This is a genomic window from Roseateles sp. (assembly GCF_044373315.1).
Classification (GTDB): Bacteria; Pseudomonadota; Gammaproteobacteria; order Burkholderiales; family Burkholderiaceae_C; genus JACDQM01.
The window spans coordinates 13,356-36,706 of the sequence record NZ_JBILQK010000029.1 but is presented as its reverse complement, the minus strand read 5'-3'; the positions used below and the strand labels follow the sequence as shown (position 1 = coordinate 36,706).

Annotated in this window: 21 protein-coding genes; 15 read left to right on the top strand and 6 right to left on the bottom strand. The window is 66.8% G+C overall.

Features of this window, described 5'->3' with window-relative positions; translation table 11 throughout:
• Positions 1 to 74 precede the first annotated feature (74 nt).
• A complete protein-coding gene (locus tag ACIQ67_RS09115) occupies positions 75 to 2,078 on the top strand; it encodes a prolyl oligopeptidase family serine peptidase (RefSeq protein ID WP_397534051.1) in 2,004 nt (667 codons plus the stop codon).
• 197 nt (positions 2,079 to 2,275) lie between these two features.
• On the top strand, positions 2,276 to 4,114 hold the full coding sequence (locus ACIQ67_RS09110; RefSeq protein WP_397534056.1) for a potassium transporter Kup: 1,839 nt from the start codon (positions 2,276 to 2,278) through the stop codon (positions 4,112 to 4,114).
• Positions 4,115 to 4,147: 33 nt separating this feature from the next.
• On the opposite strand, the gene ACIQ67_RS09105 is transcribed toward ACIQ67_RS09110, so the two are convergent.
• Both ACIQ67_RS09105 and ACIQ67_RS09100 read right to left on the bottom strand, forming a co-directional pair.
• Positions 4,148 to 4,912 (bottom strand): class II glutamine amidotransferase, encoded by a 765-nt coding sequence (locus ACIQ67_RS09105; RefSeq protein WP_397534050.1) that lies wholly within the window; start codon positions 4,910 to 4,912, stop codon positions 4,148 to 4,150.
• Positions 4,913 to 5,070: 158 nt separating this feature from the next.
• Positions 5,071 to 5,853 carry a DUF1194 domain-containing protein gene (locus tag ACIQ67_RS09100; RefSeq protein WP_397534049.1) on the bottom strand — a complete coding sequence of 261 codons (783 nt, stop codon included), beginning with the start codon at positions 5,851 to 5,853 and terminating at the stop codon, positions 5,071 to 5,073.
• A 243-nt stretch (positions 5,854 to 6,096) separates the two neighbouring features.
• Here ACIQ67_RS09100 and ACIQ67_RS09095 point away from each other — a divergent pair, with 243 nt between their 5' ends.
• The 3 genes from ACIQ67_RS09095 (at position 6,097) to gshB (ending at position 8,727) form a co-directional block, all read left to right on the top strand.
• Entirely contained in the window at positions 6,097 to 7,287 is a 1,191-nt protein-coding gene (locus ACIQ67_RS09095) for a benzoate/H(+) symporter BenE family transporter (RefSeq protein ID WP_397534048.1), read from the top strand.
• A 40-nt stretch (positions 7,288 to 7,327) separates the two neighbouring features.
• Positions 7,328 to 7,645: a DUF6172 family protein gene (locus ACIQ67_RS09090; protein ID WP_397534047.1), complete on the top strand. Its 318-nt coding sequence runs from the start codon at positions 7,328 to 7,330 to the stop codon at positions 7,643 to 7,645.
• Positions 7,646 to 7,770: 125 nt separating this feature from the next.
• A complete protein-coding gene (gene gshB, locus ACIQ67_RS09085) occupies positions 7,771 to 8,727 on the top strand; it encodes a glutathione synthase (RefSeq protein WP_397534046.1) in 957 nt (318 codons plus the stop codon).
• Here the strand turns inward: gshB and ACIQ67_RS09080 are convergent.
• The 3 genes from ACIQ67_RS09080 to ACIQ67_RS09070 form a co-directional block, all read right to left on the bottom strand.
• On the bottom strand, positions 8,715 to 9,164 hold the full coding sequence (locus tag ACIQ67_RS09080; protein WP_397534045.1) for a hypothetical protein: 450 nt from the start codon (positions 9,162 to 9,164) through the stop codon (positions 8,715 to 8,717). The genes gshB and ACIQ67_RS09080 overlap by 13 nt on opposite strands.
• Positions 9,165 to 9,231: 67 nt before the next feature.
• The gene (locus ACIQ67_RS09075) at positions 9,232 to 10,122 is read right to left on the bottom strand and encodes an HDOD domain-containing protein (protein ID WP_397534044.1); all 891 of its coding nucleotides are present in this window, start codon (positions 10,120 to 10,122) and stop codon (positions 9,232 to 9,234) included.
• Positions 10,123 to 10,410: 288 nt separating this feature from the next.
• The gene (locus ACIQ67_RS09070; RefSeq protein ID WP_397534043.1) at positions 10,411 to 11,658 is read right to left on the bottom strand and encodes a flavin-dependent oxidoreductase; all 1,248 of its coding nucleotides are present in this window, start codon (positions 11,656 to 11,658) and stop codon (positions 10,411 to 10,413) included.
• Between the two features lie 83 nt (positions 11,659 to 11,741).
• Here ACIQ67_RS09070 and ACIQ67_RS09065 point away from each other — a divergent pair, with 83 nt between their 5' ends.
• The 10 genes from ACIQ67_RS09065 (at position 11,742) to ACIQ67_RS09020 (ending at position 22,663) form a co-directional block, all read left to right on the top strand.
• The gene (locus ACIQ67_RS09065; protein ID WP_397534042.1) at positions 11,742 to 12,329 is read left to right on the top strand and encodes a MarR family winged helix-turn-helix transcriptional regulator; all 588 of its coding nucleotides are present in this window, start codon (positions 11,742 to 11,744) and stop codon (positions 12,327 to 12,329) included.
• An 80-nt stretch (positions 12,330 to 12,409) separates the two neighbouring features.
• Complete coding sequence (locus ACIQ67_RS09060; protein WP_397534041.1) at positions 12,410 to 13,402, top strand: Bug family tripartite tricarboxylate transporter substrate binding protein; 993 nt, start codon at positions 12,410 to 12,412, stop codon at positions 13,400 to 13,402.
• 74 nt (positions 13,403 to 13,476) lie between these two features.
• Entirely contained in the window at positions 13,477 to 13,752 is a 276-nt protein-coding gene (locus ACIQ67_RS09055) for a metal/formaldehyde-sensitive transcriptional repressor (RefSeq protein ID WP_397534040.1), read from the top strand.
• A gap of 63 nt (positions 13,753 to 13,815) precedes the next feature.
• On the top strand, positions 13,816 to 14,925 hold the full coding sequence (locus ACIQ67_RS09050; protein ID WP_397534039.1) for an S-(hydroxymethyl)glutathione dehydrogenase/class III alcohol dehydrogenase: 1,110 nt from the start codon (positions 13,816 to 13,818) through the stop codon (positions 14,923 to 14,925).
• A 5-nt stretch (positions 14,926 to 14,930) separates the two neighbouring features.
• Entirely contained in the window at positions 14,931 to 15,767 is an 837-nt protein-coding gene (gene fghA / locus ACIQ67_RS09045; protein WP_397534038.1) for an S-formylglutathione hydrolase, read from the top strand.
• Positions 15,768 to 15,884: 117 nt separating this feature from the next.
• Positions 15,885 to 16,925: an ABC transporter substrate-binding protein gene (locus ACIQ67_RS09040; RefSeq protein WP_397534037.1), complete on the top strand. Its 1,041-nt coding sequence runs from the start codon at positions 15,885 to 15,887 to the stop codon at positions 16,923 to 16,925.
• Between the two features lie 68 nt (positions 16,926 to 16,993).
• Positions 16,994 to 18,685 carry a sensor histidine kinase gene (locus ACIQ67_RS09035; RefSeq protein ID WP_397534036.1) on the top strand — a complete coding sequence of 564 codons (1,692 nt, stop codon included), beginning with the start codon at positions 16,994 to 16,996 and terminating at the stop codon, positions 18,683 to 18,685.
• Positions 18,686 to 18,754: 69 nt separating this feature from the next.
• Entirely contained in the window at positions 18,755 to 20,638 is a 1,884-nt protein-coding gene (locus ACIQ67_RS09030; RefSeq protein ID WP_397534035.1) for an ATP-binding cassette domain-containing protein, read from the top strand.
• Positions 20,635 to 21,042 carry a hypothetical protein gene (locus ACIQ67_RS09025; RefSeq protein WP_397534034.1) on the top strand — a complete coding sequence of 136 codons (408 nt, stop codon included), beginning with the start codon at positions 20,635 to 20,637 and terminating at the stop codon, positions 21,040 to 21,042. The genes ACIQ67_RS09030 and ACIQ67_RS09025 overlap by 4 nt, the downstream gene beginning before the upstream one ends.
• A 58-nt stretch (positions 21,043 to 21,100) precedes the next feature.
• On the top strand, positions 21,101 to 22,663 hold the full coding sequence (locus tag ACIQ67_RS09020) for a diguanylate cyclase domain-containing protein (protein ID WP_397534033.1): 1,563 nt from the start codon (positions 21,101 to 21,103) through the stop codon (positions 22,661 to 22,663).
• A gap of 30 nt (positions 22,664 to 22,693) precedes the next feature.
• Here ACIQ67_RS09020 and ACIQ67_RS09015 read toward each other — a convergent pair whose 3' ends face one another.
• Entirely contained in the window at positions 22,694 to 23,329 is a 636-nt protein-coding gene (locus ACIQ67_RS09015) for a response regulator (RefSeq protein WP_397534032.1), read from the bottom strand.
• Between the last annotated feature and the right edge of the window lie 22 nt (positions 23,330 to 23,351).

Sequence of the window (23,351 nt, the reverse complement as noted above, 5' to 3'; positions counted from 1 at the left end):
GGTCGCTGTCTCGCCGGGGGGGGCTTCTGCCCCCCGTTTTGCCTTGGCATGAATAGGTTTGGATCCGAATCGGCATGCGGAATCGTTCTAGCTTGATCATCGGCTGTCTAGCCGTACTTGTTCTCGGAGTGGCCGGGTGCAGCGGTATCGGACCGGCGCAGCCGCCTGCGTCGACCGCACAGTTTGCGGGGACTGGCATCCCGGCATTCCAGCGGCACGCGCCGCTGGCACGCAAGGAGGCGCCGGCGCTGCGCTTTGTCGACTGGCATCCGCAGCAGCGCGAGATGCTGGTGCTGGCGCGCAGCCAGGGGCTGATGCAGCTGCACCGGCTCGCGGCGCCGGGTGCCGTGCCCGAGCCGCTGACGCAAGGCGCTGATCCGGTCGCCGAAGCCTTGTGGGAGCCGCAGCAGGCGCGTTATCTGGTGTTCACCCGCGATCAGGGTGGCGACGAGGCCTATCGCCTGCATCGGCTCGATGCCGGCAAGCAGCCTGCGCCAGGGCAAGTCCTGACCCCGGCCGGCGTTCGGGTCAAGGAGTTCGCCTTTCTGCCGCAAGGGCGCGGCCTGGTGTTTCTGCAGGAACAGCTGGATCGCAAGGGCGGCGACGAGGCCACCGCCACACGCCAAGCGCGCAGCTGGCTGATGTGGATGGATCCGCAGAATCCGGCCGGCGCACGCGTGCTCGGCGAGGTGACGGGAGGGCGCTTCGGCGATCTGCGTATCACGCCTGAAGGCACGATTCTGGTGCTGCGAAGCCAAGGCCAGCGCAGCCAGCTGCTGAGCTTTGATCTCTCAGGGGCCGCGGGGCGGCCGATCGGGCGCGCGCAGTCGGGGACGGACGATGGCGAAGCCTCGGATGCCGAGCGCGACGGTGATGTGGTGTGGGGACGGCAGGCGCTGCAAGGCGAGTTCCGCCATCTGACCCGCCTCTCCGCGGCAACGGGTGAGCGCCAGGCGCTGCTGACCGGGCTGTCGGCCGACCTGGAGGCGCTGGCCGTTCCGCCGGCTGCTGCCGGCCGTTCGCGCCCGCTGGCCCTGGTCAGCAATGAAGGCGGCGTCTCGGCCCTGCGACTGTATGCGCCTGACTCTGCAGCGCCGCCGCAGCGCGTGGCGACTGATCTGCCCGAGGGCCAGCTGCGCAACGCGCGCTGGCATCAGCAATTGCCCGAACTCGGCTTTCACCATGTCTGGACGCAGAGCCCTGGCCAGGTCTACAGCTGGAACCAGGCGGACGGCAAGCTGACCGCCTGGAGTGCTGCAGATACCGAGGGCACGGCGCTGCAGACCGGCCTGCTGCGCTGGAAGAGCTTCGACGGGCTGGAGATCAGCGGCCTGCACACGCCGCCGCCGGCCCACTTCAAGGGGCCGCGGCCGGTCTACATCAGCCTGCATGGCGGCCCGGCCGCGCAGGCGCGGCCGGGCTATCTGTCGGCCACGCTGCGCGCCCTGGTCGAGCAGCAGGGCATGCACCTGATCCAGCCCAATGTGCGGGGCTCGGATGGCTTCGGCAAGCGCTTCCTGGCCCTGGATAACGGCCGCCTGCGCGAGAACGCCACGCGCGATGTGAGCGCCTTGCTGGATCTGATCGCGACACGGGCCGATATGGACGCAGGCAAGGTCGTGGTGGCAGGCGGCAGCTATGGCGGCTATCTGACGCTGGCCGTGGCAGCGGCTGAGTCGCCGCGCATTGCCGGCAGCATCTGCCGCGTCGGTATCGCCAACTTCGTCAGCTTTCTGGAGCACACCGAAAGCTACCGCCGCGATAACCGCCGTGCCGAGTACGGTGACGAGCGCGATCCGGCGATGCGGCGCTTCCTGACCGAGATTTCGCCCTTGAGCCGCGTGGATCGCATGCGCAAGCCCATGTTCATCGTGCATGGCCGCAACGACCCGCGCGTGCCCTATGGCAAGGCGCAGCAGATCGTCAGCGCGCTGCGCGCACAGGGCACGCCCGTGTGGTTCCTGACCGCGGAGGACGAGGGGCATAGCTTCACCAAGCCGGCCAATCGCGACGAGCTGCATCAGAACACGCTGGAGTTCGTGCGCCGCGTTGTCCAGGGCGAGCCGATTCTTCGCTGAGGGACGGCTTCTGAGCCAGCAGCATTGCAGCCTGTCAAGCCCTGTGGTTTCGGCGGGCAACAGTGGCATTGCTGCGCTGCACAATTTCTGTCCGGCAGGCGCAGAATAAGCGCACTGATACTTCGTGGCTGCTTGCGGCCACCCTCGTTCTTGTGAGCTCTTCCTCTACGAGCCGCGGCCCGACCGCGCTGGCCGGCATGACGCTCGGCGCCCTGGGCGTCGTCTACGGTGACATCGGCACCAGCCCCTTGTATGCCCTCAAGGAGGTGTTCCATGGCGGCCATGTTGCGCCCACCCACGACAACATCCTGGGCGTGCTGTCGCTGCTGTTCTGGACGATGACGATCATCGTCTCGCTCAAGTATGTGTTGCTCATTCTGCGCGCCGACAACAACGGCGAGGGCGGTCTGATCGCGATGCTGGCGCTGGCCACCAATGCGGTCAATGACAAGCCCAGGCTGCGCCGGAGCCTGTTGGTGGTGGGGCTGTTCGGCACAGCGATCTTCTATGGCGATGCGGTGATCACGCCGGCCATGACGGTGCTGGGGGCGGTGGAAGGCATCGATGTCTACGCGCCCCAGTTTCATGCGGCGATCATGCCCTTGACCTTGCTGGTGCTGGCCGGCCTTTTTGCCGTGCAGCGCTTCGGCACTGCGGGCATCGGCAAGGCCTTTGGCCCGGTGATGCTGGTGTGGTTCTGCAGTCTTGCGCTGCTGGGAATTCCACATATCGTCGGCAATCCGCATGTGCTGGTGGCCGTCAACCCGGCCTACGCGTTTGCCTTCTGCATGGAGTACCGCTGGGTGGCCTTCGTGGCGCTGGGTGCCGTCGTGCTGGTGGTGACCGGGGGCGAGGCGCTGTATGCCGACCTTGGACACTTCGGCAAGAAGCCGATCCGCATCGCCTGGTATGGCTTCGTGATGCCGGCGCTGGTGATCAACTACTTCGGCCAGGGCGCGATGCTGCTGAACGACCCAGCCGCCGTGAAGAACCCGTTCTTTCTGCTGGCGCCAAACTGGGCCGAGATTCCGCTGTTCCTGCTGGCCACGCTGGCTGCCATCGTTGCTTCGCAGGCGCTGATCACGGCGGCGTTCTCGGTCACCAAGCAGGCCGTGCAACTGGGCATCCTGCCGCGCATGCGCATCCTGCACACCTCCGTGCGTGACATCGGGCAGATCTACATCCCCTTCGTCAACTGGGGCCTGTTCGCCTTCGTGGTGCTGGCGGTGGTGTTCTTTGGCTCGTCCAGCAATCTGGCAGCGGCCTATGGTGTGGCCGTGACGATCGACATGACCATCACCACGGTGATGACCTTCTTCGTGATCCGCTATGGCTGGAAGTACCCGCTGGCGCTATGCGTGGCGGCCACCGGCTTGTTCTTCATCATCGACCTGACCTTCCTTGCGTCAAACCTGCTGAAGGTCGCGCACGGCGGCTGGTTCCCGCTGCTGATCGGCATCGGCATGTTCACGCTGATGCTGACCTGGAAGCAGGGCCGGCGCATGCTCAGCAAGAAGCTGCGCGAGGATGCGATCGACCTGGAGAGTTTCCTGGAAGCGGTGTTCGTCAGCCCGCCCATCCGCGTGCCGGGAACGGCAGTGTTTCTGTCTGCCGAGCAGGGCTCCACACCGAACGCGCTTCTGCACAACCTGAAGCACAACAAGGTGCTGCACGCGCAGAACCTCTTCGTCAGTGTCAAGCACCATGAGGTGCCGTGGATCGGCTTCGACAAGCGCGTGCAGGTGCAGAGCCTGGGCAATGACTGCTGGCAGGTCAGCCTGCACTTCGGCTTCAAGAACGAGCCCGATGTGCCCGAGGCGCTGAAGCTGCTGGAGCAAAGCGGCGTGCTGCTGGAGGAGATGGATACCAGCTACTTCCTGTCGCGCGACATCGTCATCCCCACCATCGGTTCAGGCATGGCCTTGTGGCGCGAGAAGCTCTTCGCCAGCATGCATCGCAATGCAGCGGCTGCCGCAGACTTTCTGCATCTGCCGACCAATCGCGTGGTCGAACTGGGCTCCAAGGTCGAGCTCTGAGCGTGCGCCAAGGCTGCGCGGCAGGGCTCTGACTCAGATCGGCAGCAGTTCGTGCCTGTCTTGGCTCAGCAGCATGACCTGGCGCTGGCCGATGGCCGACCAGGCCTCGGTGTCGTCGCCTAGCGGCTCTGAGGCAATGGCGCAGCCGCCCGGCTGGGGTTTCAGGTACAGGGTTGGCGCAGCGTCATCGCTGGCATAGCGAAAGGCCCAGATCCTTTGCCCATCCGCCAGCGCCGCAGCAAAGCGCAGCGGCGCGGCAATGCCGCGGGTCTGCATCGCGTCCTCGGTCTGGCGCAAGACGGTGCGCACGGCGGTGAGCGGGTCCAGCCCCTGCTGCAGTCCGGCCACGATCAGCAGGAACAGCAGTTCCGAATCGGTGGCGCCGTGCCTTTGCTCGTAGAGATGGTCGGGCAGGGCTCCCTCCATCGCGCGGCGCAGCTGCGCATAGCCGCCGATCTGGCCGTTATGGATGAACAGATAGGGCCCGTAGTGGAAGGGGTGGCAGTTCTGCCGCGCGATGCCACCGCCGGTGGCAGCCCTCACATGGGCGAAGAACAGGCCCGAGCGCACATTGGCACACAGCGAGAGCAGGTTCTCATCCGACCAGGCCGGCATCACCTCGTGATAAACGCCGGGTGTCTCGCGCTCGCCATACCAACCGACGCCGAAGCCGTCGCCGTTGGTGACGGTCTTGGCCTCGACGGCCCTCAGGGACTGGCGCACCAGCGAATGCCTGGGCTTGCACACCAGGTCTTCCAGAAAAATGGGCTGGCCCAGATAGGCCAGGAATCTGCACATGGGCGGCCATCCTTTCGTGCGCCGGACGCACGAAGCCATTCTGGCGCGTTTCCCGGGCAGTCTGGGAATTTCGCTCCTGGGGCTGCGGTGGCCGATGACCTTCAATCACCGGCTGAAGCAGAGTGCTGCCTGCTCCAGCCGGTGGGCCCGGAAGCCGATCAGGCCTTCTTGGCGCGACGACGCGAAGCCAGTCCGCCGGCGAGCGCGATGCCCACCAGGGCCAGCGATGCGGGCTCGGGCACTTCGGTCGTGATTTCGCGAATCAGCTTGCGCTCGATCGCAGCGGAAAAATCATTGAACGAGTCTGCCGGTTCGATGAATCCGTTGGCGCTCTTCACATACAGGTTGTATTCGTTCACGACGCCGCCCTCGTTGCCGATGGGCAGGCCATTGATCACGTCCACGCCGGCGAGCAGAGCGGTGTCGCGACCACCGCCGGTACGCAGGTAGAGGTCGCTGTCGTTGTCCGGACCGTCACCGGAGACATCGATCACCTGACGCAGGGATTGGAAGCCGTTGTCCACACCGCCCACTTCATCACCAAACAGGCTGTAGGACTTGCCGATCGCGTCCTGAAGAGCGGTGGAGCCTTGGTAAGCGCGGGTGACGCCATTCAAGGCGCTGGCGAAGGCGTTGGCAGAGGCCACGCTGTCGATCAGGAACCAGTTGACCCGGGTGGACTGCTGGTTGGAACCCGACCATTCGATATAGGTCACGGCAATCTTGCCGCGCTGGCTGCCCAGGATGGCGTTCTGCACGGCAGCGCTCTGGAAGGCCTGCACATAACCCGTCTTTTGCAGGTTGTATTCAGTGGAGTTGACGCTGCCCGACACATCGACCAGCAGCATCAGCTCCATGCCGACGGCGGTGGCGGAGGCTTGTTGGGTGGCCAGCAGGCCGGCGGCGCACAGTGCGGTGGCCAGAATTTTCTTGATGCGCATGGTGTCTTCCTCTGGTGTGTCTTGAACAAGCTGATTGCTTGCCGGGGAAGTAAAGCTAGATCTGTGCCAGTTTCTTAAGTTGTTGAATTTCATGGGGATAACCGGGCTTTCATGGACGGAGGGCGGCTGTTTGTAAAGCTTGCCGACACGGGTGTTGTGTTGCTGAGCAGGGTGGTTGCAGCATGGATTCAGGGTTGCCCAGGGCTGCCCGCCGGCGCCCGGCTTGGCGGCTATGCTGCCGCCATGGTTTCCCGCTTTCCTCTGCTCAAAGACCTGTCGCTGTCGGCCGCGGTGGCCGGCTTCGTCGCCGTACTGGTCGGTTTCACCAGCTCGGTGGCCATCGTGTTTCAGGCTGCTCAAGCCCTAGGCGCAACGCCAGCGCAGACCAGCTCCTGGATCTGGGCCTTGGGTTTGGGCATGGGCATCACCAGTCTTGGCTTGTCGCTATGGACGCGCCAGCCTGTGCTGACTGCCTGGTCCACGCCCGGCGCGGCGTTGATCGCCGCCAGCTCGGGCCTGAGCATGGCCGAGGGCATTGGCGCCTTTATCGTCTGCGCGGCGCTGATCCTGCTGTTCGGTGTGACGCGCTGGTTCGAGCGCTTGATGGATCGCATCCCGATGGCGCTGGCCGCGGCCCTGCTGGCTGGCGTGTTGGCGCGCTTCGGGCTGGATGCGGTGCTGACGGTTAAAAGCGCGCCGCTGATGGTTCTGGCGATGGCGGCGGCCTATCTGCTGGGCAAGCGCTTCTTTCCGCGCTATGCAGTGCCGGCGGTGCTGGCGGCGGGTGTCGTCGTGGCGGCGCTGCAGGGCCGGCTGCAGCTGGGCGCGGTGGACTGGGCTTGGGCGCTGCCTGTCTGGACCACGCCGAGCTTCAGCCTGGCCGCTGTCATCGGCGTGGGCTTGCCGCTGTTCCTGGTGACCATGGCCTCGCAGAACCTGCCGGGCGTGGCGGCACAGCGGGCCTCGGGCTACCAGACGCCGATCTCAGCCAGTATCAGCGCCACCGGTCTGGCCTCGCTGCTGCTGGCGCCGTTTGGCGGCTATGCCTTCAATCTGGCGGCGATCACCGCGGCGATCTGCATGGGCCGCGAGGCGCATGAAGACCCGGCGCGGCGCTACACGGCCGCGGTGGCGGCAGGCGTTTTCTACATTGCCATCGGCCTGGCCGGCGGCGCGGTGGTGGGCCTGCTGACCGCTTTCCCGCGCGAGCTGGTGGCCGCGGTGGCAGGTCTTGCCCTGCTCGGGACCATCGCTGGCGGCCTGGCCGCGGCGCTGAAGGATGAGCAGCATCGAGACGCCGCGATCCTGACCTTTCTTGTCACGCTCTCGGGGCTGACCCTGCTGGGCATCGGTTCGGCCTTCTGGGGCGTGGTGGCCGGCAGTTCTGCCTTGCTGGTGGCGCGCTGGGGCGGGGCAGACCGGGCCAAGGGATAATCCCTGGCCCATTCGCGCACGCGCATCAGCAAGGTCAGCCATGAAGAAGACGTTCCAACTCCAGGTCGAGGGCAAGAACCCCGAGCGCCTGCTCGAGGCCATCAAGCACGAGATCCGGCAGTACCTGAAGCGCGAACGTCGCAAGCCCCTGCCGGCACAGATGGACTTCTGGGACTTCGACTGCCGCTTCGGCCTCAGCGAGGAGGAGGCCGAGGTGATCCATGTCGGCGCCTTCATCGATCGCATCAACGAGGCGGCGGCGGCGGGTGCGCCGGCCTTCTACCTGGAACTGCTGGCCAAGCCGGCGCAGCGCCGCTTTGTGCCACGTGCACCGGGTGCCGAGGCCAGCGAGGCCTGAAGTGGAACTGAGTGAGTGAGGTCCCTGCGGACCGCATGATGCCAATTGAAGGCTTGGCCGCCTGCCAGCAGCGCGGCGCCACTCGTGCAACACTGCGCTCCGCTGTTTTCTGAAAGAGCTCCGCCATGATTCTCTTGTTCGTTGCCGACCCGCTGGAGTCCTTCAAGACCTACAAGGACACCACCTTTTCGATGATGCGCGAGGCGGCGCGGCGCGGCCATCAGATCTGGTCCTGCGAGCCGCAGGACCTGGTGTGGCACTCGGGGGGGCGGGTGGTCGCCCGCCAAGCGCGCGCGATCACGCTGACCGGCGATGCCAAGGCCTGGTTCAACGTCGTCAGCACGGCCGAGCTGGCGCTGGCCGAGACCGACGCCGTGGTGATGCGCAAGGACCCGCCGTTTGACAGTGAGTACTTCTACGCCACCCACCTGCTGGGGCAGGCCGAGCGCGAGGGCGCGCGGGTGTTCAACAAGCCGGCGGCGCTGCGCAACCATCCGGAGAAGCTGGCGATCCTGGAGTTCCCGCAGTTCATTGGCCCGACGTTGGTGACGCGCAGCGATGCAGCCATCCGCGCCTTCCACGCCGAGCACCAGGACATCATCCTGAAGCCGCTGGACGGCATGGGTGGAATGGGCATCTTCCGGGTCGGCCCGGACGGCATGAACCTGGGCTCCATCATCGAGACCCTCAACAAGGACGGCGCCGAGACGGTGATGGTGCAGCGCTACCTGCCCGCCATCAAGGACGGTGACAAGCGCGTGCTGCTGATCGGGGGGCAGGTCGTGCCTTTCTGCCTGGCGCGCATTCCGCAAGGCAGCGAGATCCGCGGCAATCTTGCCGCCGGCGGCAAGGGCGTGGCCCAGCCGATCAGTGCGCGCGATCGCGAGATTGCCGAAACCCTCGGCCCGATCCTGGCCGCACGGGGCCTCTTGCTGGTGGGCCTGGACGTTATCGGTGACAGCCTCACCGAGATCAACGTCACCAGCCCGACCGGCTTTCAGGAGATCACGAACCAGAGCGGCTTCGACGTCGCCAAGATGTTTGTCGACGCGCTGGAAGCCGCGCTGAATCAGGCGGCCTGAGGCGCGCGCAGCCGGTTCTTCTGGCGCAGCAGCAGCGAGGCACCCAAGGCCAGCAGCAGCAGGGCGCCCGTGCCCAGCGTCCAGACCACCCAGATCAGCGGCGTGATCCATCCGGCCACGGCGGGCATCGCGCCCAGCAGGCTTTCAATCCAGGGCGCAAGCGACTCGATCAGCGCGCTCCAGTCCTTCAACGCGGCGCTCGGCATCCAGGTTTCGAGCCAGGGCGGCAGCTTCAGTTCGGCGGCCTGGCGTGCAGCCTCGCCCACCGTGCCGGCGGCGCCGCCCGCTTGCGCGCCAGCCAGTCCGGCAGCCCATTCCAGCACGGCTGATAGCGCCCAGGTGCAGGCTGACCACAGCAGTATCAGGCCAGCGGTCACACCCCAAATCAAACCCTGCCACATGATCGAGAACTCCAAGTCAATTGCTCTGGACGACATCATGGCTCCTTGTGGGAGCTTGTAAAAGCAGAGCGATGCGATCTAAGAGTCCAACTTTTCAGAAGCGTCAGGCGGGCTTCTCGCCGCCGCCGAAGAGCCGCTGCAACTCTCCCAGGCAGGCGGCTTCGTCTTCAGCCGGCAGCGATTCGGCTGGCAGCCCCAGCAGTTGTCGTTTGGCACTGCGCTCGGCGGCCATCACGGCAGCGGCCAGGCCGCCGGTCAGTGCCGGGGCATGGCTCGCGCGAAGTTCCAGGGCTTGGATCGCATCGGCCGGAAAGGCCCAGTCACGCGCGATGCGGGCCGACAAGCGGGCTGCGCGTTCGGCCAGGCCAGCGTGGAAGTCCGGGCTTGCCGATGCGGTCGGGGCTTGCCGCTGCTGCTGCTCCAGCACCCGCAGAGCGGCTAGCAGGCCGGTCTGGGCAGCCATGCCGGCCAGATAGGCATCGAATCTGTCCTCATGGGCTTGCCGCAGAAAGGCGCCCCCGTGGGCGCAGCGGTCGGCCAGCTCCCAGAGGCGGCTTGTCGCCTCGCGGCCGAAGCGGCCCGGCTGGGCGCTGAACACCGGTCCCAGCATTGCGCGGCTGACCAGCTGGCTGAGGCCGTCCTGGCCCAGCACCTGGACGGCTTGCTCCAGGCTGCTGATCTCGCGGCTTGGCCGGTAGCGAGGCGAGTTGGCCAGACGCACCAGCTCTCCCACCAGGGCCGGGTCGGCCGCGAGATGCTCGGCCAAGTCCCGGGCCGACACATCCTCGCGACGGACCAGGGCCATCAGGCGCGGCAGCGCGGCCGGCAGCCGCGGCACCATAGGTGATGCCGAGGGGGCACCCATCAGAGCGTCCAACTGGGCCAGCACGCGCTGTTCGGCCGCGCTCATGTGGGCGTTGGGGTCGCCGCAGGGGAGGTCGAGCAGCCAGGTGCTGAAGCGCAAGTCCAGCCCTGTCTCATGGGTGTCCGCCACATGCGGCGCCGTCTGCGCCGGCGCGCCTGTGGGTGCCTGTCGCAGGGCTCGGTCAGGCTCACTGGCAGCAGGCGGTAAAGGTTCAGTGGGGCGTTGAATCAGACGGCGCAGGGTATTCCACATCGGCATTGCCGCGACAGCGGGTTTTGAGCAGGAGAGAAGGTCGCATGTGCAGCTTCATCGTCTGGGTCTTCGGCTGAAGCCCTGACAAGCTGAGGCCGCTCATGTCCCCTAAACCGGGTAGGCCGTGGCTCAGTATCGCCTGACTGTGGACGAATGTACGCGGCGTCACTGCTGTCGGTGTCCGGCCGCGGCCTTGTACTGGCGCACCAGGGTATCGATCTCGGCCGGATCGATGACATCGGCCAGTCGCTCAAAGCCGGCCGGGGCGCGTTGTTCGACCAGATCAAGGATCGCGTCCAGCCCCTCCTGGCGGTTCATCTCGACGATCCTGGCGCAGATGGGCAGGCGTTCTGATTCATAGGCCCTCAGGGCGGCTTCGATGCTCTCGCCCGCGCCGAGCTGCTCTGCCAGGCACTGCGCGTCGAGGATGGCTTGGGTTGCGCCGTTGGAGCCGATCGGGTACATCGGGTGCGCCGCGTCTCCCAGCAGCGTGATGCAGCCGTGGCTCCAGCGCGGCAGCGGGTCGCGGTCGACCATCGGCCATTCAAGCAATTGCGTGGCCTGCTGAATCAGTCCCGGTACGTCCAGCCACGGGAAGTGCCAACTGCCGAAGGTGGGCAGTAGGTCGGCGAGCTGGCCGGGCTTGCTCCAGTCCTCGCGGCTGGGTGCGCTGAGGCCGCCGCCGATGCCGTCCTCGCGCAGGCGGCGGTCGCAGATCCAGTTGACCAGCTGCGTGCCGTCGGCCGCGGGTGGCGCGATCGGGTAGACGACAAACTTGGCGAGCCGGTGGCCGGCCTGCACCATGGTGCGGCCATCGAGGAAGGGCTTGGCGATGCTGGTGCCGCGCCACATCATCATGCCGTTCCAGCGCGGTGCGCCCTCGTCGGGGTAGAACTGGCGGCGCAGCGCCGAGTGGATGCCGTCGGCGCCGATCAGCACGTCGGCGCTGCGCTCGCCACTGCTGTCGTCGGCATGCTGGAACTGCGCAATGACCTGGTTGCCCACCATGCGCGCGCTGAGCAGGCGTTCGCCGGTATGCATCTGTTCGGCGCCCAGCCGCGCCAAGGCCTCGTCCCACAGCTTGAGCTGCAGCTGGCCGCGGTGGATGCTCAGCTGCGGATGGCTGTAGCCGCCATCCAGGCCGCGCGGGTCGCGGTAGATCTCCTGGCCATGCCGGTTGGCGAACACCAGGGCCGAGGTCTCCACCGCCATCGCGCGCAGTGCCGGCAGCAGGCCCAGCGTGTCCAGAACCGCCACCGCATGAGGCAGCAGATTGATGCCCACGCCCAGCGGCTTGAGCTCGGCGGTCGCTTCGCACACCGTTACCCGGTGGCCCTTGGCGTGCAAGGCCAGTGCGGCCGTCAACCCGCCAATGCCGCCGCCGGCGATCAGGATGTTGAGGGGCTTGTCCATGCGCTGTCTCCAGTTCGATTGCTTGATCTGGATTAAGGGTAAGCGATATTGTTGCACTATGCAACGATATCTATCCTGAGTGCATGAACACAAAGAGAAGCAGCAAGACGCCGGCGTCCACTGAAGCGCAGCAGCCCGAAGGCCTGCTGCTGCCTGTTCCGGGCCTGAGCTACGGTGTGCTCGACGAGTTGCTGGGTTATGCCTTGCGCCGCGCGCAGAACGCGCTGTACCTGGACTTCTATCGCGCCACGCAGGGGGATGACATCAGTCCGCAGCGCTTTGCCGCGCTGGTGCTGGTGGCCGAGAACCCGGGCATGCGCCAGGGCCTGCTGGCCCAGGCCATGGGCCTCCATCGCAGCGGCGCGCTACGGCTGACTGACTGGCTGACCGAGCAGGGCTGGGTGGAGCGTCGCGACGATCCGCTGGACGCGCGCAGCTGGGGCCTGCACCTGACGCCGAATGGCCGACGCCGTCTGAGCCGCATCGAGCAGGCGGTGCGTGCGCATGATCGTGCGCTGGTGCTCGCCCTTGGGGAGGGCGGGTCGACGCTGAAGACGGGTCTCGAGCGCCTGGCCTGGGCGGCCACGGCAGCCGCTCAGCCAGTGCCGGCGCCCGGCGTGACGCAAGGCAGGAAGAAGCCGCAGCAAAGGGCAGGTTCGAGCAAGTCCTGAGCCCATTCGGGCCTGGACAGGTGGTCAGCATCAGGCGCCGGTACAGGCGCCATCCCTCAACGTGACTGGAGACAAACGACATGAGCAACAGACCTTCATCCATCAATCGACGCGAGGCATCGCTCGCACTGGCTGCTTTGCTGAGCGGCTTTGGCCTGGGCGCGCGGGCCCAGTCCGCACTGCCGCGCATCCTGGTCGGCTTCCCGGCCGGCGGATCGGTGGACACCAGCGCACGCCGCGTCACCGAGGCCTGGCGTGGTCGCATGGCTGAGAGCGTGCTGGTTGAGCAGCGGGTGGGTGCTGGCGGCCGCCTCGCCGTGGTCGCGCTGAAGGACGCGCCAGCCGACGGGCAGACCCTGCTGCTGAGTCCCTCGTCGATGTTCACCATCTATCCGCACGTCTTTCGCAAGCTGCAGTACCGCGCCGACGTGGATGCCATTCCCGTCTCGCCGATCGCCAATGCCACCTGCGGCTTCGGCGTCGGCCCGATGGTGCCGGCGACGGTCAAGACACTGGCGCAGTTCGCCGACTGGGTGCGTGCCAACCCGCAGCAGGGCGCCTTTGCCTCGCCGGCCGCCGGCGCGATGCCGCACTTCCTGGGCAACCAGTTCGAGCGCGCTGCCGGACTCAAGCTCACCCACGTGCCCTACCGTGGCGCGGCGCCGGGCATACAGGACCTGATGGGCGGGCAAATTGCCGCGGGCTGCTTCATCCTGGGCGACTTCCTGCCGCATCTGGCCGGCGGCCGCGTGCGCCTGCTGGGAGTGACCGACACCAGCCGCTCGCGCTTCGCGCCCGAAGTCCCCACTTTTGAGGAGCAGGGCTTCAAGGGCATCGTCGGTGTTGAGAGCTACGGCCTGTTCCTGCCTCCCAGGACGCTGGCCGCCGTTGTGGACCGCGTCTACGACCTGGCCAAGGTCGCGCTGCGCGAAAGCGCGGTGACCGAAGGTCTGGCCAAGCTCGGCTTCGAGCCGTTCTCGATGCCGCCGGCCGACTATGTGCGCCGCCTGGCCAAGGAGCGCGAGCAGTGGGGCCCCATCGTCAAGGCTTCCGGCTTCTCGTCGGACGATTGAGCACCGGCATGGCGGGGTAGCGGGTGCTCGCCCGCTCTTGCTCCATATACCCCGGGGGGGTATGCACTCTGTTCATGCCGCACTCACCGGAAGAGAAGAAAAAGGCCCTGGCCCGGGTGCGCCGTATCCGCGGCCAGGCCGAGGCGCTCGAGCGCGCGCTGGAGGCCGGTGCCGACTGCGCACCGGTGCTGCAGCAGCTGGCTGCCCTGCGCGGTGCGATCAACGGGCTGATGTCCGAGGTGCTGGAGTCGCACATCCGCGAGTCGCTGGGCGAGCTGGGCGAGGCCGATCTGCGCCATCTCCAGCTGGCCGAGGACATGACGACCCTGGTGCGCACCTATCTCAAGTGAGCGGCCGCGCCTTCCTTCTTTCCTTCTCATTTCCGCCCTGATCCTCATCCAAGGAGACCCCCCATGAAATCACGCGCCGCCGTGGCCTTCGAGGCTGGCCAGCCGTTGCAGATCGTCGAGATCGACGTCGCCCCGCCGCAGAAGGGCGAGGTGCTGGTGAAGATCACCCACACCGGCGTGTGCCACACCGACGCCTTCACGCTCAGCGGCGACGACCCCGAGGGCCTGTTCCCCGTGGTGCTGGGCCATGAGGGCGCCGGCATCGTCGTGGAGGTGGGTGAGGGCGTCACCAGCGTCAAGCCTGGCGACCATGTGATTCCGCTCTACACCGCCGAATGCGGCGAATGCCTGTTCTGCAAAAGCGGCAAGACCAATCTCTGTGTGGCGGTGCGCGCCACCCAGGGCAAGGGCGTGATGCCCGACGGCACGACGCGCTTCTCGTACAACGGACAGCCGATCTACCACTACATGGGCTGCTCGACCTTCAGCGAGTACACCGTGGTGGCCGAGGTCTCGCTGGCCAAGATCAGCCCGGACGCCAACCCCGAGCAGGTCTGCCTGCTGGGCTGCGGCGTGACCACAGGCCTGGGAGCGGTGAAGAACACCGCCAAGGTGCAGCCGGGCGACACGGTGGCCGTGTTCGGCCTGGGCGGAATCGGCCTGGCGGTGGTGCACGGCGCGCAGATGGCCGGCGCTGGCCGCATCATCGCGGTGGACACCAACCCCGACAAGTTTGGCCTGGCCAAAGCCTTCGGCGCCACCGATTGCGTCAACCCCAAGGACTTCGACAAGCCCGTCCAGCAGGTGATCGTCGAGATGACCGGCTGGGGCGTGGACCACAGCTTCGAGTGCATCGGCAACGTCAACGTGATGCGCGCCGCGCTGGAATGCGCACACCGCGGCTGGGGCCAGAGCGTGATCATCGGCGTGGCCGGCGCGGGCCAGGAGATCAGCACGCGGCCCTTCCAGCTGGTCACCGGCCGGCGCTGGCTGGGCACGGCCTTTGGCGGCGTCAAGGGCCGCAGCGAGCTGCCCGACATGGTGGAAGACGCGATGGCCGGCAAGATCAAGCTGGCGCCCTTCGTCACCCACACCAAGCCGCTGACCGGTATCAACGAGGCCTTCGATCTGATGCACGAGGGCAAGTCGATCCGCACCGTCGTCCACTACTGATCGCCATGGAACGGATCGAACACCACGCCTGCTTCGGCGGCCGCCAGGAAGTCTGGAAGCACGCCAGCAGCACGCTGGGCTGCGAGATGCGCTTCGGCGTCTTTCTGCCGCCCGCGGCGCTGGCCGGCCAGCGCTGCCCGGTGCTGTACTGGCTCTCGGGTCTAACCTGCAGCGAGCAGAACTTCATTACCAAGGCCGGCGCTCAAGCGCATGCGGCCAAGCATGGTCTGATCCTGGTGGCGCCCGACACCAGTCCGCGTGGCGAAGGTGTGGCCAACGACGCGGCCTACGATCTGGGCCAGGGCGCGGGCTTCTATCTCAACGCCACGCAAGCGCCCTGGGCGCCGCACTTCCGCATGGAGGACTATGTGGTGCAGGAGCTGCCGGCGCTGGTGGAGGTGCAGTTTCCGACCTCCGAGCGGCGCGCCATCTTCGGGCACTCGATGGGCGGCCACGGCGCGCTGACGCTGGCGCTTCGCCACCCCGGCCGCTATGCCAGCGTCTCGGCCTTCTCGCCCATCGTCGCGCCCTCGCAAGTGCCCTGGGGGCGGAAGGCCTTGGCGGCCTATCTGGGCGAAGACCGGGCGGCATGGGCCGCGCACGATGCGGTGGAGCTGGTCGCTAGCGAGTTGGATGAGCGCCTGCCCTTGCTGGTCGACCAGGGTGAGGCCGATGAGTTTCTGGCCGGGCAGCTGAAGCCCGAGCTGCTGCAGCAGGCCTGCGCCGCCGCCGGGCACCCGCTGACGCTGCGCCGGCAGCCGGGCTACGACCACAGCTACTACTTCATCGCCAGTTTCATCGGCGAGCACATCGCTCACCATGCGCAAGCCTTGAGGGCTTGAGCCGCGCAGCCGCGCTCTACCAGGGGCATCATCACCCTGGCGAAGAGCTGTGCGAGTGAAAGCCTGCTTGGTTTCAGCGTTGATCATTTGTTACGCTCCAGAAAACTGGAGCAGCACATGAGCCAGCGCAGGGAGTTCATTCGCGAGGTTGGGGCATGGTCGCTATGCGGCCTGGCGGGACCGGCACTGTCCGCATCGCCGGCTGGAGCGCAAGCTCGACAGCGTGTTTCCTTGACGGTGCCGGGACCGGGCAATCTGCTCTACCTGCCGCTGTCGCTCGCGCCGCAGATTGGAGCCGATGCGGCTGAGGGTTTGGCGCTGGATTTGCGTTTCGTCGGCGGCGGACCGCTGGCCCTGCGGCAAATGCTGGACCGCAACAGCGATTTCTCGGCGGCGGGGCTGTCGGCTGCGGCGCTGCAGCGCATCAGCGGCAATCCGCTGGTCTGCATCGCACCGCTGACGCGGGTGCCGGCCTACACCTTGCTGGTGCGCCAGTCGCTCAGCAAGCAGGTTCGCAAGATCAGCGATCTGCGCGGCTTGGTGCTGGGCGTGAAGGGGTATGCGCCGGGTGGGCGTTCGACGTCCCAGTTGTTCACCGAGTTTCTGCTGGCGCGGGCTGGTTTGCGCGTTGACCAGGTGAACTATGTGTCAGTGGGGCAGGCCTTCAAGAACCAGCAGGCGGCCCTGGCGTCCGGCACAGTCGACGCGCTGATGGGCGATGAGCCCTTCGCGACCCAGCTTCAGCAGTCCAAGGAGGCTTTTGTGCTGGCTGAATTCCATGATCTGAAGCAGACACGCGAACTGCTCGGCGGGCTGTTCCTCAATGCCTGCCTGACCACGCGCGCGGACATGGTTGCTGATCGGCCCGAGATGGTCGGCAAGGTGGTGCGCATGGTCACGCGCAGCCTAGTCTGGCTGGCGCAAAAGCCGGCTGCCGAGGTGGTGTCGGCGCTGGCCATTGACGATTCAGGCGAGCGCGAGGCGCTGTTGAGCGTGCTGCTCAAGCACAAAGGCATCTTCTCGCCCGATGGGCGAATGTCGGCTGAGCAGATCGCCAGCACCGAGCGTTTCCTGCATGCCACCGAGCCGACGCCGGCAGCTCAGGCGTTCATGCTGCAGAGCATGGTCAATGCCCGTTGGGCCGGTACCAGTCCTTGACGCAGGCCAGCGCCGGACCGGTGCACACTGGAAGCTCCGAACCTGCAGCCGCACCGTCGGCCACGGCCTTGCCTCGCCTCATACCCTGGGCAGGCGCGCGGCTGCGGGGGCTTTTTCTGGCTGGCAGCCTGCTCGGCGCGGTGCTGATAGGCTGGGGCTATCTCGGCAGCGTGCGCGCCAGCCAGGAGGCGACGGCCCAGGCGACGCTTGAGTATGTGCAGCAGAACTACACATCGCTGCAGCTGAACTGGCAGCGCAATGCGGAGGAGCTCAAGGCGCAGATCGACTTCATGCGCGTGTTTGCCGCGAATGAGCCGAGACCGCTGATGCGTCTGCGGGCCTACTTCTCGGCGATGGAAGGCAAGGTCGAGCGCTTTCCGTCCGGCTTGGTCCTGAATGCCCGCGGCGATGTCGTGTTCAGCTTCGGCATGGATGGCAATGCGCTGGAGCCGGCGCTCAAAGGCGGCCAGGCGCTGCCACCGCTGTGGGTCGACGAGCGTCGCGGCGAGGTGCATCACGTGCTGGCCGTGCCGCTGTGGCTTGGCGCGGAGGGCCAGGGGCGGTTGGTGCTGATGCAGCCGATGGGCAATGCCGTGATGCGCCAGCTGGCACCGCTAGAGACCAAGCTGCTGCTGGTCCACCAAGGCCGCGTGCTGGCCAGCTCGGAAGGCTCGACCGATGTCGGCTCGACGCTGGATGCACATTTCGAAGGGCGGCTCGCCGGGGCGCCGGCCATCCACTATCAGCTGGCGTTGCCGGCGTTCGCGCAGGCGCCGTCTGGACCGCGTCTGGTCATGCAGCAGCAGATGATCGAACCGTTGCCCACGTCCGTGCTCATCGGCGCGGGGACGCTGTTGCTGGCGATCCTGGCCCAGCTGTTGTGGCTGCGCAGCCTGAACCTGAACCTGGAGCAGCGTGTGGCCGAGCGCACGGCGGAGCTGGCGCGCCGCAACGCGGAACTGGCGCGGGCACTCGATGAACTGCAGCAGACCCGTGACGAACTGGTCGAGTCCGCGAAGCTGGCCGCCTTGGGGTCCATGGTGGCGGGCATCGCGCATGAGCTCAACACGCCGATCGGCAATGGCCTGACGGTGGCCAGCACGCTGGCCGAGACCAGCCAGGCGATGCGGCAATCGCTGGAGGCCGGCATTAAGCGCTCCAGCCTGCAGGCTTTTCTGAATGATGCGGTGACGGCGGGCGACATCCTGCAGCGCAATCTGGAGCGCGCGGCTACGCTGATCGCCAGCTTCAAGCAGGTGGCGGTCGACCAGACCAGCTCGCAGCGCCGCAAGTTCCAGTTGCACGACACCCTGGCTGAAGTGCTGCTGGCGCTTTCGCCCTCGCTGAAGAGTTCGGGCTGCGCCGTCCGGCTGCAGGAGATCGATGGGGACATCCAGATGGACAGCTATCCCGGGCCGCTGGGTCAGGTGCTGGCGAATCTGGTCAACAACTGCCTGACTCATGGCTATGCAGACCAGCCGCCCGGCGAGGTGCGCATCAAGGTGGCCCGCCAGGGCGAGGGGCAGGTCAGCATCGATGTGGCTGACGACGGCGCCGGCATTGCGGCCGAGCATCAGAGCCGCATCTTCGAGCCCTTCTTCACCACCCGCCTCGGCAAGGGCGGCTCAGGCCTGGGCCTGAGCATCGTGCGCAATATCGTGACGGCCACGCTGGGTGGCCGGATCGAGGTGATCAGTGCGCTGGGCGAGGGCACCACGGTGCGGATGACGCTGCCGCTGCAGGCGCCGCTGGCGGACTGAGCAGCGGCGCGACGGGTGTTGGCCGGCAGCGCCGCGGCGAGCTGCGCTGGCGTCAACGACAATCGGCGCATGGCAGTCCTCTCAATTTCCAACGCCCATCTCGCTTTCGGCCATGTGCCGCTGCTGGATGGTGCCAATTTCGCCCTCGAAACCGGCGAGCGCGTCGGCCTGATCGGCCGCAACGGCACCGGCAAGTCGTCTTTGCTGAAGATCCTGGCCGGCATCGAGAAGCTCGACGACGGCCTGCTGCAGCTGCAGCAGGGCCTGACCAGCGTCTATGTGCCGCAGGAGCCCGAGCTCAATCCCGAGTCCAGCATCTTCGAAGTGGTCAGCGAGGGCGTGGCCGAAGCCAAGGCCCTTCGCGAGCGCTACGAGCGCCATGACGAGAATGACGACTTGGCCTGGGTGCAGGAGCGCATCGAACATATCGGCGCCTGGAACTGGGAGCAGCGCGTCGATGAAACCTTGCACCGCCTGGGCCTTGACGGCGCGCGCATCGTCGGCACGCTGTCGGGCGGATTGAAGAAGCGCGTGGCGCTGGCGCGCGCGCTGGTGGCTCAGCCCGATGTGCTGCTGCTGGACGAGCCGACCAACCACCTGGACCTGGACGCGATCGCCTGGCTGGAAGGCCTGCTGAACGAATTCAATGGCTCGCTGCTACTGATCACCCACGACCGCGCCTTCCTGGACAACGTGGCCAACCGCATCGTCGAGCTGGACCGCGGCCAACTGCGCGGCTATCCGGGCAACTTCGCCGCCTTTCAGGCTGCCAAGGCTTATGAGCTGGAGAACGAGGCGCTGGTCAATGCGCGCTTCGACAAGCTGCTGGCGCAGGAAGAGGTGTGGATTCGCAAGGGCGTCGAAGCGCGACGCACCCGCAGCGTGGCCCGTGTGCAGCGCCTTCACGAGATGCGTGAATCTCGTGCAGCGCGCCGCGACGTGCAGGGCAAGGTCAAGCTGGACATCGACACCGGCTCCAGCAGCGGCAAGATCGTGGCCGAGCTGGAGAACGTCAGCAAGCGCTATGGCGATCGTCTGATCGTCGACAACTTCAGCGCCACCATCCTGCGCGGCGACAAGATCGGCCTGGTCGGCGCCAATGGCGCGGGCAAGACCACGCTGCTGAAGCTGATCCTGGGCGAGATCGCGCCGGACAGCGGCGTGGTGCGCCAGGGCAGCAAGCTCAGCGTAGCCTATTTCGACCAGATGCGTGATGCGCTCGATCTGGAGGCCACGCTGGCCGACACCATCAGCCCGGGCAGCGAGTGGATCGAGATTGGCAACCAGAAGAAGCATGTGAAGAGCTATCTGGGCGACTTTCTGTTCTCGCCGGCCCGCGCCAACTCGCCGGTCAAGAGCCTGTCGGGCGGCGAGCGCAACCGCCTGCTGCTGGCGCGCCTGTTTGCACGTCCAGCCAATGTGCTGGTGCTGGACGAGCCGACCAACGACCTGGACATCGAGACGCTGGAGTTGCTGGAGGAGTTGCTGGCCGAGTACGACGGCACGGTCTTCCTGGTGAGCCACGACCGGCGCTTCCTTGACAACGTGGTGACCAGCACCATCGTCAACGAGGGCCAGGGCCGCTGGCGCGAGTACGAGGGCGATATCGAGGACTGGCTGATCCAGTCCAAGCGCGCCGCCGCGCTGGCCGCCAAGACGGCGCCCGCGCCTGCAGCAGCGGCCGCTGCTGCGCCTGCCGCGGCGCCCGCCCCTGCCCCGGTGGTCGCGACCAAGCGCAAGCTCAGCTACAAGGAGCAGCGCGAGCTCGACGAGCTGCCCGCCAAGGTGGCGGCGCTGGAGGCCGAGCAGGTGCAGATCAATGCGCTTCTGAACGGTGTCGAGCTCTACAACCAGGGCGCGGCGCGCATCGCCGAGGTGACGGCGCGCGCCAGCGAGATCGACGAGGAGCTGCTGGCCCTGATGGAGCGTTGGGAAGTGCTGGAGGCCAAGTGACGGACCGGCCGGACACCCAGGCCCTGCATCAGGAGTGGCTGCTGCTGCAGGCCCAGCATGAGCAGTACGAACTCTGGACGCTGGGGATCAAGCTGACGGCCGTGCTGCTGGCGGCGTTTGCGCCGGTGTCGACGCTGCTGTTGCTGGCTTTGCTGGCCCTGCTGTGGCTGCAGGAGGCGATCTTCAAAACCTTCCAGGGGCGGCTGGGTGAACGCCTGCTGCGCATCGAGCAGGCCTTGGCTGTGCCCGATCCGGCGGTGTTGCCGATGCAGCTCAGCAGCCGCTGGCTGGCGCAGCGCCCGGGCGCTGCCGGCTTGGTGGGCGAGTATCTGCGCGCGGCCTGCCGTCCGACGGTAGCCTTCCCTTATCCCTTGCTGATGGCCCTGGCCTTGTTGCTGGCCTGAGGCTTGCAGCGGCTCAGGCGGCGGCGATACTCGGACACCGAGACAAGGGTTCCTCGTCATGGGACTGCGCATCAAGGTCGTGCTGTGGGTGTTGGCGCTCTATCTGCTGGGCGGAGGCGCCAGCCTGTGGCTTTTGCGCGCCCAGGTGGAGCACAGCTATCGTGAACTCGAGAGCAAGTCGGCCCTGGATGACTTCAGTCGCGTGCTGCGATCCCTGGACGACGAGTTCCTGCTGCTGGACCGGGTGCTGCTCGAGTGGAGCCAATGGGAAGACTTCTACCAGCATCAGCGGCTGCCGGATGCGGGGTTCGTGCAGCGCAACCTGAAGCCCGAAGCCGTGGCCATTTCAGGCTTGAGCTGGCTGGCGGTGTATCGGATGGATGGCACCCTGTCCGTCAATCTGGCGTCGCCGGCTGATGCTGCCTTGTCGCTGCCCCAGTCGCTGGGCCCGGCGGTACAGCAGGCCTTGAGCCAGGGCTATCTGGCGCTCAAGTCGACGCCGAGACCCTGCGGCATCGTGCGCAGCGGCGATCAGCTGCTGATGCTGTGCCAGCGCGCGCTGGTGGGCGGTGAGGGCCGATCCAACAGCGCTGCGCCAGGTTTCGTGACGGTGACGGATCGGCTGGGCGACCGTGTGGTGGCTGATGTGGCGGAACGCAGCGGGCTCTTGCTGAGCATCCGGCCCATCGATGCCACCGAGCGCCTGACCGGCGAGGCGGTAGCGGCCGAACTGCCCTCGCTGACGGGGCCGGGCCCCTTGCGTATCGAGACCGAGAGCCATCGACTGAACCTGCGCTGGCCGCTGCGCGACATCAATGGCGTGCCGGTGGCGGTGCTTGAGGCCAGCTGGCCGCGCGAGATCATGGAGCGCAGCGAGGAGCTGATGGGCCGGGTCAGCTGGCTGGTGCTGGGTCTGGCCTCGGCGCTGGCCTTGGGCATCATGCTGGTGATCGACCGCGTGGTGGTGGCTCGGCTGGCGCGGCTCGGCCGCGAGTTGGACGACATCAAAGGGCGCCACGACTGGGGAAGCACCGTGACGGTCAGCGGGCGCGACGAGATCACGAGGATGGCCGAAGGGGCCAACCATTTTCTGGGCGTTATTGCGTCCCAGGTGCAGGCCCTGGAGCAGCTCTCGCAGACTGACCCGTTGACCGAGCTAGCCAATCGGCGCTGCTTCACCGAGCGCCTTGACCAGGCGCTGCGCATCCGGCAGCGCAGTGGCGAGCCGGTGTGCCTTCTTCTGCTGGATGTGGACTTTTTCAAGGCCTTCAATGACCGCTACGGCCATCAGCAGGGCGACTTCGCGCTGAAGGCGCTGTCTGAATGTCTGGCCCAAGTGGCGCGCCGGCCGGGCGACCTGGCGGCGCGGCTGGGCGGCGAAGAGTTTGCGCTGCTGCTCGAACAGACCGATCTGGACGGCGCGCGGCATTGCTCCACCGAGGTGCAGGCGGCGCTGCGCGCGCGCGGCATTCCGCACGAGGCCTGCAGCGGCGGGCTGCTGACGGTGAGCATGGGCCTGGCTATGGCTCAGGCCGGCGACACGCCGGACAGCCTTTACCTGCGCGCCGATACCGCGCTGTACCGCGCCAAGGCCGCGGGCCGGGACCGGGTTTCGGAGTAAGGCCCGAGCCGCCGATCCGCAGGCCCCGGCTCAGGCGCGCTTGAGCTTGCTGGCCGGCACCATGACACCGGAGCCCTTCAGCTGCACCACCAGTTCGCCATGGCTGATCACCACATGCTGCACCGTTTCGGTCTTGCCGCCGTAGACGACCTTGTCACCGGGCCGCAGCGACACCAGCTGGGGCAGCTCGATGGGGCGTGGCGGCGCGGCAGGCGCCTTCTTCTGTGCCACCGCCTGAAAGCGCTGGTGCAGCTCAGGGCGTTCGATCGCCAGCTTGGCCAGCGCATTGCGCAAGGTGTCCTGCAGCTCCTGCGGAGTGAAGGGCTTGCGCAGCAGAAAGCGTGAGCCCGCCTGCTCGGCCGCGGCCTGCTGTTCGGGGCCGACCTTGAAGCTCAGCAGCGCAAGCCGGCAGCCGGGCTGCTGCTCGCACACGCGCTGGTGCAACTGGATGCCGGTCATGGCCGAATCCGCAAACCAGTCGGTGATCAGGATGTCGGGCGCGAACTCGCGTGCCAGTGCCAGCGCGCTCTCGGGGTCGGCCGCGCAACGGATGCTTGCCGACGCGAAGCCATAGCTTTCCAGCAGCTGGCGCGCGAAGCTCAGGACTCCCGCCAGAGGGTCGACGATCAGGAAGCGAAGATCTTTGCCGTGCTCAACAGAACTCATGCGACGCAGGACAGCTGGGTGG

Bases quoted from the DNA above. Each gene is read 5' to 3' on its own strand.
- fghA (WP_397534038.1), top strand. From the start codon at position 14,931: ATGGAACGGATCGAACACCACGCCTGCTTCGGCGGCCGCCAGGAAGTC.
- ACIQ67_RS09015 (WP_397534032.1), bottom strand. From the start codon at position 23,329: ATGAGTTCTGTTGAGCACGGCAAAGATCTTCGCTTCCTGATCGTCGAC.
- ACIQ67_RS09020 (WP_397534033.1), top strand. From the start codon at position 21,101: ATGGGACTGCGCATCAAGGTCGTGCTGTGGGTGTTGGCGCTCTATCTG.
- ACIQ67_RS09040 (WP_397534037.1), top strand. From the start codon at position 15,885: ATGAGCCAGCGCAGGGAGTTCATTCGCGAGGTTGGGGCATGGTCGCTA.
- ACIQ67_RS09090 (WP_397534047.1), top strand. From the start codon at position 7,328: ATGAAGAAGACGTTCCAACTCCAGGTCGAGGGCAAGAACCCCGAGCGC.
- ACIQ67_RS09070 (WP_397534043.1), bottom strand. From the start codon at position 11,658: ATGGACAAGCCCCTCAACATCCTGATCGCCGGCGGCGGCATTGGCGGG.
- ACIQ67_RS09110 (WP_397534056.1), top strand. From the start codon at position 2,276: ATGACGCTCGGCGCCCTGGGCGTCGTCTACGGTGACATCGGCACCAGC.
- ACIQ67_RS09065 (WP_397534042.1), top strand. From the start codon at position 11,742: ATGAACACAAAGAGAAGCAGCAAGACGCCGGCGTCCACTGAAGCGCAG.
- ACIQ67_RS09115 (WP_397534051.1), top strand. From the start codon at position 75: ATGCGGAATCGTTCTAGCTTGATCATCGGCTGTCTAGCCGTACTTGTT.
- ACIQ67_RS09030 (WP_397534035.1), top strand. From the start codon at position 18,755: ATGGCAGTCCTCTCAATTTCCAACGCCCATCTCGCTTTCGGCCATGTG.
- ACIQ67_RS09095 (WP_397534048.1), top strand. From the start codon at position 6,097: ATGGTTTCCCGCTTTCCTCTGCTCAAAGACCTGTCGCTGTCGGCCGCG.
- ACIQ67_RS09080 (WP_397534045.1), bottom strand. From the start codon at position 9,164: ATGTCGTCCAGAGCAATTGACTTGGAGTTCTCGATCATGTGGCAGGGT.
- ACIQ67_RS09050 (WP_397534039.1), top strand. From the start codon at position 13,816: ATGAAATCACGCGCCGCCGTGGCCTTCGAGGCTGGCCAGCCGTTGCAG.
- ACIQ67_RS09060 (WP_397534041.1), top strand. From the start codon at position 12,410: ATGAGCAACAGACCTTCATCCATCAATCGACGCGAGGCATCGCTCGCA.
- ACIQ67_RS09105 (WP_397534050.1), bottom strand. From the start codon at position 4,912: ATGTGCAGATTCCTGGCCTATCTGGGCCAGCCCATTTTTCTGGAAGAC.
- ACIQ67_RS09100 (WP_397534049.1), bottom strand. From the start codon at position 5,853: ATGCGCATCAAGAAAATTCTGGCCACCGCACTGTGCGCCGCCGGCCTG.
- ACIQ67_RS09055 (WP_397534040.1), top strand. From the start codon at position 13,477: ATGCCGCACTCACCGGAAGAGAAGAAAAAGGCCCTGGCCCGGGTGCGC.
- gshB (WP_397534046.1), top strand. From the start codon at position 7,771: ATGATTCTCTTGTTCGTTGCCGACCCGCTGGAGTCCTTCAAGACCTAC.